This window comes from Paenimyroides tangerinum, assembly GCF_003865405.1.
Classification (GTDB): Bacteria; Bacteroidota; Bacteroidia; order Flavobacteriales; family Flavobacteriaceae; genus Flavobacterium; species Flavobacterium tangerinum.
The window spans coordinates 41,315-52,459 of sequence record NZ_RQVQ01000023.1; the positions used below are offsets into that span (position 1 = coordinate 41,315).

An 11,145-nucleotide genomic window follows, 5' to 3' on the forward strand; every position below is an offset into this window, starting at 1 on the left:
AATTGAATTACAACACCTTAAGAAATAAATTACAAATCAAAAAAAATAACCTTCTTATTTTAAATTTGTTTGAATATTATGTTGCTAATTATATCAAGATATATTCAATACAAAATAAGGAATCGGAATTAGAATCAAGTACAGCTTAACAAAGGGACAATGCATCTAATTTGAATTGAAACTGAAGTATCAATTAATCTTCGATGGAATAAGAAGTTTAATTCTGAAGGTTTAAAAATAGGTTTCTAAGAATTCATTCTGAATTCTATTTTATAATTTAATTCAAATTAATCCAATAAAAGGGTGGGAGGGAAGAATATATATATAAATATATATTTATATATGAATACTAAAATCAGATCATATAAGATTGATTTACAAATTTATAAAACAATCAATTTTCCTTTATCTTTTGTGAAATATTGCAGGGCTTGCTTTAACTCATCGAATAATATTGAATCAGAATCTATACCTATCTTATATTTAAAATTAGGTGCTTTTATTATAAATTCTGAATGGGATAAAACAATTTCATAATCGTCCAACTCACCACAATTATCTTTATCATGTGATTCAAAATAATAGTAATCCGTTTCAAATTCATCTTCGGCATAAGTTTTTTGAAGAAGAATATATTTTCCCATTGAGTTTACAATTTCTTCAAAAGATAAATCAATATTTGGATTGTATTTATCCTCCTTTTGACAAATTGAAATTGTAATTCCAAACCCTTCATCACTTATCGATATTTCTTTAGCAATAAAATCCATATTTAAAATTTAATTATCAAAGTTAATCCTAATTCTACACAACCGTTAGTTGGCAGCTGCCTTTTTTGCATCTTTTTAATTTGTTAGTTTTAGTTTCATCATAATGTCCGTTTGTTCATCATTTCCGAGTTTAAAAATATGCTTGTCAAACTCTACAAACCCATTTTTTTTATAAAAGTTTATTGCTCTCGGATTTTCTTCCCAAACTCCTAACCAAACATAATCCGCATTTTTATTTTTGGCTATTTCTATTGCTTTGTCATATAAAATTTGTCCAACTTTTTTTCCGTGAAATTCTTTGAGAACATAAATTCTTTCGATTTCAAGAGCTTTGTCATCTTTTAGTTCGGTTTGAGATTGTCCGAAGTTGAGTTTTAAATATCCAATTATTTTTTTGTCAATTTTCGCAAAATAAAAATCAGCATTTTCATCACTCAATTCGGTTTTTATTTTGTCAACTGAAAAACCACTTTCCAAATAATTTTTCATATTTTCTTCCGTGTTGCTTTCAGAAAATGTTTCATAAAAAGTTTGTCGACCAATTTTTTGCAATTCGTCAAGGTCACTTATTGTTAATTTTTCAATGCCAATATTTTCCATTCATTCTTTGTTGGTCGCTGTTTCGATAAGGTTGTCGCTAACGAGCCGCAGCTTCGCGAAGTGCGGGAATCTCACAAAACCAAGTTTAAAGAAAATCCCAAAACACAAGCAAAACATTTAGGCTTTTGTAAATTTAATATTTTTTACAAAACGAAATGTAATTGCGACTTAAAAAGCCAAAACTTTAAAAAAAGCCTTTACACCGCATTTTGCGAAACTGCTGTTGAACTAAACCTTCGGTAGCTTTTCCATTAGAAACCATATATTTATGGTATTAAAATTCAAAATTATGGTAACTAAAAAAAATATCCAGAGGAATTAAGACCTGCCTTGAGCGTAGTCGAAAGACCAAACAAATATCTGAATCGCGCTTGTAGTGAAATTAATGGTTTTTCAGAACTTTTGCAACGTTTTGAACGAAATATTTCCATTTTAGGTAGAAGTAAACGCACCTTCGATAATTATTCACGCCATGTGGCTGCAATGGCGCTTCATTTTGGTGCTTTACCAACCGATTTAGATCCTGAACAGGTTAAAGATTATCTCTTTGAACTACAAAAACGTTCCAATTCTCCTTCACAATCGTACTTTAAACATACGGTTTACGGACTTCGATTTCTGCTAAAAACTGAAAATCTTCCCTACGATTATCTTCATTTGCCTGCAATTCCTAAAGAAAAAAAACTTCCTGTTATTCTTAGTCGTGATGAGATTTGGAAGTTGCTTCAACATGCCGATTTACTTAAACATCGTATTTTAATTGGTTTGATTTACGGTTGTGGACTTCGTTGTATGGAAGTTCGAAACATCGAATTAAAGCATTTAGATTTCGATAGAAAACTGCTTCATATCGTTCAAAGTAAAGGGAAGAAAGATCGTTATGTGCCACTTTCTGACCATATCATTCGAGGGATTAAAAAATATATTTCAGTCGAACATCCTACCACCTTTTTATTTACCGGAAACACCAAAGACGCCAGAGGATTTGATTCGCGTTACAGTCAGCGTGGCGTACAATGGGCGATTCAATCGGTTTGTAAAAAGGCTGGAATTTTAAAAGATGTGCACACCCATACGTTGCGTCACAGCTATGCAACCCATTTGTTGGAAGATGGTGTAAATATTCTTCAGGTTCAGAAACTGATGGGACATGAGCGTGTAGAAACTACGATGGAATACTTGCATGTTTGTCAGCTCGAAAACCAAAAAGTACACAGTCCAATTGATACCGTTTTTACGCTATGCAGCCGCAATGGGAAGTAGCCGATGTGCTCAAAAAAGTCGATTTGTCCAACCAAAACTTTACCGTTCATCAAGAAAAAACACTCAGAGCGCTGACTTTATGCCGAACTGCTGCTTTGGGCGGACATGTAGATGCTTGTGATTCTTGCGGAAATATAAGTGTTAGTTACAACAGTTGTCGCAACAGACATTGTCCGAAATGTCAAGGACATAAACGTGAAGAATGGATTCAGGCTCGCGAACAAGATTTGTTGCCTTGTTCGTATTATCATGTGGTTTTTACCATTCCAGATTCGCTTAATGGTTTAGCGATTCATCAGCCACAAATGATGTATAAAATCTTATTTGATTCGGTTTGGGCAACGCTTTCACAATTCGGAAGAACCGAAAATATGCATTTAGGAATGATGGGAATTTTGCATACTTGGGGACAAAATTTGAGTTTACATCCGCACATTCATTGTATTGTTCCTGGCGGTGGAATTGATGCAAATGGCAATTGGAAACGCAAGATAAAAACCGATAAATACTTATTCTGTACAGATGCGTTGAGTAATGTTTTTAGAGCAAAATTTGTAGCGGCCATGCGTAAAGAAAATCTAGCTAATCAGAAATTATACGATCAATTGTTTGCCAAAAATTGGGTGGTTTATGCCAAACAGCCTTTTGGTGGTCCAAAGCAAGTAATTGAATATTTAGGTAGATATACAAGGTAGCCATTAGTAACCATCGGATTAAAAACGTAACCAATCATGAAGTTACCATTAGTTACAAAGACTATAAAGACAACAGTAAAACTAAGCAACTCACCTTAAAAAACGAAGAATTTACAAGGCGATTTAGTTTGCATATTCTGCCTAAACGCTTTGTTCGAATTAGGCATTACGGCATTTTAAGTAGCAGTTGGAAACGCGGAAAACTACAACAATTACAAGAAGATTTAAATATCATTAGACCGATAGTTGAGACTAAAACACAACATCGAAAATGCTATTGTTGTAAAGTTGGAAATCTGGTTACGTTGCATGTTTTCGGACAAAGAGGTCCGCCAAAAGCCTATCTTATCGAAAACACACTTGCTTCTGTGAATTAACTTTTACGGGTAAGGGAAACTTGTGTTCGATTGGCTCAGAAAACCCCGAAAAATGATTGAAACAGCACAAATTCAACCACAAAAAAAGCAGTAATCCTAAAATTACTGCTTGTATATCTTAAAGTCATACTTCGAAAACTCCATATTACTTTATAAGCTACTCCGGTTCCGTTCAACGGGCTTTCATCTCGTGCCCTCCGGGCAAGACGAAAGCTTAGTTATTGTGTACAGTTTTCATGTGTTATTATTTATTTTTATGGGTCACATGGAATACGCCAGATTGGTTATAATATCATCTTCGGTTGGTGATTTGTTTCAATCATGGCTATTTCATCTCAAAATATCGACAACTGAGATTTTGTTGTAAACTCTTCAAGAAATTTCATCCCTTTATATGAATTTCCTTTTTCATTCAATTTCGGACTCCAAACTGCAATCGCATAATGATTTGGATGGATTGCAACAATCCCTCCTCCAACACCACTCTTTCCAGGAAGTCCAACTTTAAAGGCAAATTCTCCAGATTCGTCATAAAAGCCACAAGTTTGCATTAGTGCATTTATTCTTTTGCATTGGCTTTTGGTAAGTATCGAGTTGTTAGCAAATATGTTACAGCCATTGTTTGCTAAAAACAAAAATAATTCTGAAAGCTCTTTGCAATTCATTTCAAGAGAGCAAAGATCAAAATAGAAGTCAAGAACATCTGAGGGTTCATTTTCAATATTTCCAAAGGATTTAATGAAATTACATAATGCCACATTTCGAAATCCTACGCTTTTTTCTGAAGCAGCTATTTTGCTTGAATAGTTTAATTCTGAATTATTGGAAATGCTTCTAATAAAAGATAAAAATTCTTCTTTTGGGTTTTTCAGCTTGCTAAGTAGAATATCTGAAATAACAATTGCTCCAGCATTTATAAAGGGATTTCGAGGTATGCCTTTATCTGCTTCAAGTTGAACTAGAGAATTAAATGCTGTTCCTGAAGGTTCTACTCCAAGTCTTGTCCAAATTTTCTCGCCAAGAATACTATATGCTAAGCTTAGTGAAAGTACTTTTGCAATACTCTGAATCGAAAATTTTTCGTTAAAATTGCCAATACCAAAATTAGTGTGGTCAATTGTTGATATAAATACTCCAAAACTTTCCGAATCAACGTTAACCAACTCAGGAATATAAGATGCCAATCGTCCTTTGTCATCTGTATTTTTAACCTCTTCATAGGTTGCCCTAACTATTTCTTCTAAATTCACCTCTTTTTTAATTTAATTGTACACAACGGTTACGTATTGGCGATGGTGCGGCTAAAAATGCAAACTTTTTCTATTATAAATTAATCTTCGGCAAATCTGAAATCTTCAAACTTGCTTTCCCTCCGCACTATTGCCAATACGATGTTGAACTAAACCTCCGGTAGCTTTTCCCTTCGCTGTTTTATTAACTTTGGTAAAACAACAAAAAATCTTTAAAATGGCTACAAAAAAAAATCTCCGGAGGAGTTAAGGGTAAACAAAATTCTGAACCGCGCCTCGAGCGAAGTTAGTGATTTTGCTGAACTGCTGCAACGCTTCGAAAGGAATATTTCGATCCTGGGCAGGAGCCCCAGAACGTTCGATAATTATTCCCGGCATGTGGCAGCCCTGGCGCTGCATTTTAAAACCCTGCCTACCGAGTTGGATCCCGAACAGGTCAAAGATTATCTTTTTGAACTGCAGCAACGCTCGAAAACAATACAGGCATCGCATCACGCATGGCGTCAACATTTAAGGGTACGTGCTTGGAATTGCTGATATAAACCTGATTGTTTCGATATCCAGCTAGATCAGCGGCTTTCAACAAACCTGCAGTCACACTCGGATCGAAAAGTTGCCTATACCATTTCGAGTGGTCTTTGTCTACCTGCATTCCCGCATTTGCTCCACGCAATATGGAGTTGATACTTTCCTTGACGGACTGGAATGCCTGATAATAACCTCTTGCTGCCATTGCATCGCGCTGTTTGCGATCCTCTTCATTCTCTTTGGTATCCCATTTTCCAGAACTTACTTTCTCAATCATTTCGGGCGTTACACGATAGCGCTCTATGGAGAGGGAGTGGGGTTTACATCTATATGGGAGTTATCGTGGGAAAATGGAAGAAGACGCTTTGGAAGGCAAATCTTCAATAGGATTAGGCGAATTTCTTGGTGAGCCTACTTTTTGGTTCGAAACTTTTCAAAATTGGCAGAGTGAATTCCTATCAGTTGCTTCAATTGTATTACTAACGATTTTTTTGCGTCAAAAGGGCTCTCCACAATCAAAGCCAGTAGACGCTCCACATTTGGAAACAGGAAAATAATAAATGCAGTGAATCAAATGATTTGTTGAGGAAATAAAAGCAAGCGGCTGAGGGTAGCACGATGTATTGCCCTATGAAGTACGTGTTTGATTACAGGGTAATATATTTAAAGTTAGTCTATCCTGTCAGTAAGCTGAAACGACCGATTACTTGATGATGTTAAAAGTATAGACGTGAGTGCTATTTCATGAGAAAATCAGATAACGGTAGGGGATCGACCGGATTAAGATTGGGGAAAATCAAAAATAGTCCAATCGTAATTAAACAATTGGACTATTTTTAATATTATAGGATTTGACGTCTAAAACTTAATAGTTATTTACTTTCATTAATTCTTCGTCATCTAGGGTAACTTCGTCTAGATAGCGTTCTAAACTATCGTCCATTTCTTTCATCCATGGGGTGTGGTGAATAGATGCTTCTGTACCATCGACAACGGAAGTAAAGACTTGGTCACGGTAGTTGAGAATATTCACCTCTTTGTCATGCAGCCACTGCTTAAACATATCGGCTACTTTGTCCAGATCGAACGGTGGATAATCTGTCAGAGATATTAACTCTTTAATATAATCTGTTTGAAAATCCACATGATCAGCGCCTGTGACGGTTGATTTTTCATAGGCCATCCATTTATTAATATCAGCAGTACGCTCCTCTTTAGAAGGTAGCGAAACTCTTCCCAGTATATAATCACGGGCGAACCAAGCTTGTGTATCAAACATATTAAATGTATAATACTGATCTTGCATACCTAGGTAAATTAATCGTTCATTATCATTAAAGATTACACCTTTGTATAAGTGATTAGGGTATAAGCAATTTTTAGATTTCAATCTCAGATTATCGGGTAAGAACGGAAGTTTGTGCTGATAACCAGTACAAAAAATTACAGCATCAAAGTCTTCCGAGTGACCGTCTTTAAAGAAGGCCGTGCTCCCCTCAAAATGAGTTACTAATTCTTTCTCTTTTATTCCCTCAGGCCATTTAGACCCTATAGAACTCGTTCGGTAAGAGATCGTAATGGATTTAGCTCCATGTTTGTAACATTGCACACCGATATCCTCTGCCGAATAACTACTTCCTATCAACAAGACCTTTTGATCAATAAATTGATCTGCTCCTCTAAAATCGTGAGCGTGCATTACAGCGCCAGGGAAATTCTCTATACCTTTAAAATAAGGTAGATTTGGCGTTGAAAAGTGGCCCGTTCCCACGACTAGGTAATCGAATATTTCCTCAAAAGTTTCGTTTTTAACTAAATCATCAAAGATAACGCGAAACTGTTTTTTATCTTCTAAGTAATCTACCCAGCGTGCTACTGTATTGAATTGAATAAAGTCTCGGGCTTTACTTTTCTTTATTCTTCCTTGAATATAATCGAAAAGAACCTCACGCGGTGGGAAAGAAGAAATAGGTTGCCCAAAGTGTTCTGTGAAGCTATAATCTGCAAACTCCAAACATTCTTTGGGACCATTAGACCAAAGGTATTTATACATACTTCCGTGCAATGGTTCACCATATTTACCTACGCCGGTACGCCAAGTATAGTTCCACATACCACCCCAATTGTCTTGTTTTTCAAAACATTTAATTTCTGGAACGGGATTACCTTTTTTCTGCTCTGACTCAAAGGCCCTTAGCATAGCAAGTCCACTGGGACCTGCACCGATAATCCCAACTTTAAAATTTGTCATATATACATAAAAATTTATTCCCTCTCTTATGTTATAAGAAGGGAGGATTAAACTAATAAGAATCAATATTTGATCCTGAAACCTTAATAAAGGCTCGAAGGCATTTTTGAAAGAGTGCAAACTCTTGAAGAAAATAAGACCTCTATCAAGGACTTAATTGAATTGATCAATGCAATACTATTACTCGTAATACTCTTGCGTTTTTGCAATATACGAAATTTTGGTTGCAAATACAACTTTATGGTATTACTGAGCTTATAAAGCGGTTTTTTGTTTTAAGATGGGATTTCTTTGAGAATTTATAGATATGCAGGTCAATGGATGACGCTCCATTGACCTTCAAAATTGGTTGAATAAATAAATGTATTAGTCTGTAGTCTCTTGAAAGATCTTTAACTTACTTGTCATAACAAACATCAATAAACCAAAGAAAGCAAATAGACCATAGGAATAACGCAAGCTAAATATTTCAGCGATATAACCAATTAACGGAGGGCCCAATAGAAAACCCAAATAACTTACACTGGAAACCATAGCTAATGCCACACCGGATGGAACTTTCTTATTTTGTCCAGCGAGGCTGTATACTGTCGGGATTTCTTTTTTCTACATCTGCAAAAAAGGCTTCTAATGCGGGTAGGTTTGCGTGAATGTCACTAAATAATGCAATTTTCATTTTTAATTCGTTAAGAGTTTAAAAAAAATTCTATCTCCTGTACCGTTTGTTTTGTACTTCGGTTTAATCCAATTAAGGTTGCGGATGCATAGCCTGTCCAATTGCCATAACCTACCAACCACAAGCCATCTGTAGTAGTGGATTTACTTTCAATTGTTTCCGTGCTGCCTCGCTCATCGAGTGTTACAACAGTTCTTAAATGCTTGGTATCATAACCAAAACCTGTACACCAGATAATTGTATCGAACTGTTCTTGTTGTCCATTTTCCCAAATTACTCCTTGATCATATAACTCCGTGAAGGAACCCGACGAAGTGAGTACACCTCTTTCTCGCGCCTCTTTTACGGGCGGCACCATCACTATATTTCCTAAATTATATGCTGAAGCATCGAATGGCCTGCCCTCTTTTTCTGCTCTGTATCTTGCTGATGCTACATTGAAGAGGTAATATCCATCGACATCATCCGGTAAAAATTGGGGTTCTTTTTTGGTTGACCATTTAACCTCCGTAACTTTCGAAACTTCAGCAACGATTTGTGCCCCTGAATTTCCTTCCCCAACCACTAAAGTTTTAAGCCCTTTAAAATTATCAGGTGATTTATAATGTGCGGAATGTAATTGGATACCACTGAACTTATCAATACCTTTTATATTTGGAATGTAGGGGTTGCCCCATGTACCAGTTGCTGAAATAACCGTTTTTGCTTGGAATATACCTTTGGAAGTATGAATATGAAAAATACCATTGTCTTTTAAGATGTGGGTAACTTCAACACCTCGTTGTATGGGTAATTGATAATGTTGTTCATATTTCATCAGATAATCAACTACCTGTAAGCGCAGCGGGAATTTTTGCTCTGTTTTGGGCATTGGCCAACCTGGCAAGGAGCTGTAATCTGCAGGAGAAAAAAGAGTTAAACTATCCCAAGCGTGCAGCCAGGCGCCCCCCGGTTCTGATTGCTTATCCAAAAGCAGAAATTTTAGTTTCGCTTTTCTTAGGTAATAGCCACATGCCAGACCACTCTGCCCTACTCCAATTACTATGGTATCGAATATTTTGTCCATTCGCAATTTGTTTTTTTGTCTATATTTAACTAGCAGCATCCACCACCTGGTGTACAAGACCCATTTTGATTTACAGATAATTCGGATAAATTCTTCTTTACTTTCTCGGACGGAATTCCACACGCATCTTGTGCTAAACAAGCAGTTGTTTTGTTTTGCAAAATGAAATTTGTTCCGTCAAATGCCAATCCGTATTTTCCTATGGTTTCACTTTGATATTCCACTTCAATTTCCGCATCTTCAATGCCTAATTTTTCTTCCGAAAGTTTGATGATGTTTAAAAGTTTGGTTGGTTTTAGGCGATGCTCAAAATCGTCTGCATTCCATAGCTGAAAATTTACGGTTTTTTCTGTACGAATTACTCCACCACAATCAATGAAGTTTTTTGTAATCATTCCAACTTCGGTAACGTGAAAATGTTCTGGAACAAAAGAGCCGTTTTCCAATTTGAATGTTACATTTTCTAAAGTTGGTAAAAGTGCTTTTACTTGTGATAGTTTCATTTTGGTATTATTTTATGTTAGCAACAATTTTTGTTTTTTAGAGTAAGTTTTGCCGAAATATTTGTAAAATATTTTTGCAGTTCTTCAATAGTATTTTCGTCAATGCAATAGCAAATCGTGTTACCTTCAATGGTTCCCTTAATTAGTTTTGCATTTTTAAGTTCTTTTAAATGCCTTGAAACAGTTGGCTGTGCTAAAGGAAGTACATCAACAATATCTCCGCAGATACAAGTGTCAACTGATAATAAATATTCTATGATAGCCACTCGGGCAGGATGTCCCAATGCTTTTATAATGTGAGTAATTTCGTGTTGGCTGTCTGTAAAATCCTTTGGTTTTGTTTGTTCTATTTCCATTTCTTTATTTCTATATTGCAATATTACGACAAAGAATTTAATGATCAATTATTTTATTGAAATAAATTTCAACTCAACAACAAGCCGTAGCACAAACTATTGCACCGCATTTCGAACCCGAATTCAGTAATTACAGCTATGGATTTAGACCCCACAAGAATGCCCGACAAGCCGTTGGACAATCTCGGGATTACATCCATTCAGGATTAAACCACATTGTGGATATTGACCTGAAAAACTTCTTTGACGAAGTTGACCATTGTTTATTACTGAATTTAATCTATCAAAAAGTGAAATGCAAAGCTACGATGCAACTCATACGCAAATGGCTCAGAGCACCTATTAAAATCAACGGAAAACTACATAAACGAAGAAATGCTCTGCATTCACGAATACAAAAAAAACAAATATAAACGCGTGAGTAAAAGGCGTTCCGCAAGGAAATCCTTTAAGACCATTATTGTCGAACATTTTACTCCATCAATTGGATAAGGAAATGACTCGAAGAGGACATAAATTTGTACGTTATGTGGATGATTTTAGTATCTATTGCAAAAGCCACAATCAAGCCAAAGCTACAAGAGTAGTAATTGAAAATTTTTTGAAAAACAACTCAAATTAACTATAAATGAAGAAAAGAGCGGGATTAGAAAACCAATCAACTTCACAATTTTAGGATTTGGGTTCGTATCTACGTACGAGAAAGGAAGCAAAAATCAATACCAACTCATCGTATCGGGAAAAGCGTGGAAGAAACTAAAAGAACGACTTAAAACAATCACCCGAAAAACCACACCAGCCACATTTGAA

General features: G+C 35.7%; 14 protein-coding genes and 1 pseudogene. 6 read left to right on the forward strand and 9 right to left on the reverse strand.

The genetic code is table 11. The features are described from left to right. Positions 1-383 precede the first annotated feature (383 nt). Both EG240_RS10950 and EG240_RS10955 read right to left on the reverse strand, forming a co-directional pair. A complete protein-coding gene (locus EG240_RS10950) occupies positions 384-770 on the reverse strand; it encodes a hypothetical protein (RefSeq protein ID WP_125019437.1) in 387 nt (128 codons plus the stop codon). A gap of 75 nt (positions 771-845) precedes the next feature. Continuing rightward, the gene (locus EG240_RS10955; RefSeq protein WP_125019438.1) at positions 846-1,370 is read right to left on the reverse strand and encodes a GNAT family N-acetyltransferase; all 525 of its coding nucleotides are present in this window, start codon (positions 1,368-1,370) and stop codon (positions 846-848) included. 330 nt (positions 1,371-1,700) lie between these two features. Here EG240_RS10955 and EG240_RS10960 point away from each other — a divergent pair, with 330 nt between their 5' ends. Together EG240_RS10960 and EG240_RS10965 are read left to right on the forward strand one after the other, a co-directional pair. Beyond that, on the forward strand, positions 1,701-2,633 hold the full coding sequence (locus tag EG240_RS10960; protein WP_235830372.1) for a tyrosine-type recombinase/integrase: 933 nt from the start codon (positions 1,701-1,703) through the stop codon (positions 2,631-2,633). Continuing rightward, positions 2,612-3,705: pseudogene (locus EG240_RS10965) on the forward strand (IS91 family transposase). Before EG240_RS10960 ends, EG240_RS10965 begins: the two are co-directional and overlap by 22 nt. Positions 3,706-4,040: 335 nt before the next feature. Here EG240_RS10965 and EG240_RS10970 read toward each other — a convergent pair. Beyond that, positions 4,041-4,955 (reverse strand): glutaminase, encoded by a 915-nt coding sequence (locus EG240_RS10970; protein ID WP_125019439.1) that lies wholly within the window; start codon positions 4,953-4,955, stop codon positions 4,041-4,043. Positions 4,956-5,282: 327 nt separating this feature from the next. Here EG240_RS10970 and EG240_RS17035 point away from each other — a divergent pair, with 327 nt between their 5' ends. Beyond that, positions 5,283-5,492, forward strand: coding sequence for a hypothetical protein (locus EG240_RS17035; protein ID WP_317127013.1), 210 nt, complete (start codon positions 5,283-5,285; stop codon positions 5,490-5,492). Here the strand turns inward: EG240_RS17035 and EG240_RS10980 are convergent. Beyond that, the gene (locus tag EG240_RS10980) at positions 5,392-5,760 is read right to left on the reverse strand and encodes a hypothetical protein (RefSeq protein ID WP_203229310.1); all 369 of its coding nucleotides are present in this window, start codon (positions 5,758-5,760) and stop codon (positions 5,392-5,394) included. The genes EG240_RS17035 and EG240_RS10980 overlap by 101 nt on opposite strands. A 73-nt stretch (positions 5,761-5,833) precedes the next feature. Between EG240_RS10980 and EG240_RS10985 the strand changes: the two genes are divergently transcribed. Then, positions 5,834-6,040, forward strand: coding sequence for a DUF6766 family protein (locus EG240_RS10985; RefSeq protein WP_203229311.1), 207 nt, complete (start codon positions 5,834-5,836; stop codon positions 6,038-6,040). 308 nt (positions 6,041-6,348) lie between these two features. On the opposite strand, the gene EG240_RS10990 is transcribed toward EG240_RS10985, so the two are convergent. From EG240_RS10990 to EG240_RS11015, 5 genes are all read right to left on the reverse strand, one after another. Then, positions 6,349-7,734 (reverse strand): NAD(P)-binding domain-containing protein, encoded by a 1,386-nt coding sequence (locus tag EG240_RS10990; protein ID WP_125019440.1) that lies wholly within the window; start codon positions 7,732-7,734, stop codon positions 6,349-6,351. A 366-nt stretch (positions 7,735-8,100) separates the two neighbouring features. Further along, positions 8,101-8,280, reverse strand: coding sequence for a hypothetical protein (locus tag EG240_RS17080; protein WP_397337809.1), 180 nt, complete (start codon positions 8,278-8,280; stop codon positions 8,101-8,103). Positions 8,281-8,420: 140 nt separating this feature from the next. Continuing rightward, on the reverse strand, positions 8,421-9,476 hold the full coding sequence (locus EG240_RS11005) for an ArsO family NAD(P)H-dependent flavin-containing monooxygenase (protein WP_125019441.1): 1,056 nt from the start codon (positions 9,474-9,476) through the stop codon (positions 8,421-8,423). A gap of 29 nt (positions 9,477-9,505) precedes the next feature. Further along, the gene (locus tag EG240_RS11010) at positions 9,506-9,979 is read right to left on the reverse strand and encodes a DUF6428 family protein (RefSeq protein ID WP_125019442.1); all 474 of its coding nucleotides are present in this window, start codon (positions 9,977-9,979) and stop codon (positions 9,506-9,508) included. 17 nt (positions 9,980-9,996) lie between these two features. Next, entirely contained in the window at positions 9,997-10,329 is a 333-nt protein-coding gene (locus tag EG240_RS11015; RefSeq protein WP_397337812.1) for an ArsR/SmtB family transcription factor, read from the reverse strand. Positions 10,330-10,433: 104 nt separating this feature from the next. On the opposite strand from EG240_RS11015, the gene EG240_RS16975 reads away from it, so the two are divergent. Both EG240_RS16975 and EG240_RS16980 read left to right on the forward strand, forming a co-directional pair. Then, the gene (locus tag EG240_RS16975; protein WP_262674984.1) at positions 10,434-10,748 is read left to right on the forward strand and encodes a reverse transcriptase domain-containing protein; all 315 of its coding nucleotides are present in this window, start codon (positions 10,434-10,436) and stop codon (positions 10,746-10,748) included. 71 nt (positions 10,749-10,819) lie between these two features. Continuing rightward, positions 10,820-10,957: a hypothetical protein gene (locus EG240_RS16980; protein ID WP_262674986.1), complete on the forward strand. Its 138-nt coding sequence runs from the start codon at positions 10,820-10,822 to the stop codon at positions 10,955-10,957. Positions 10,958-11,145 lie beyond the last annotated feature (188 nt).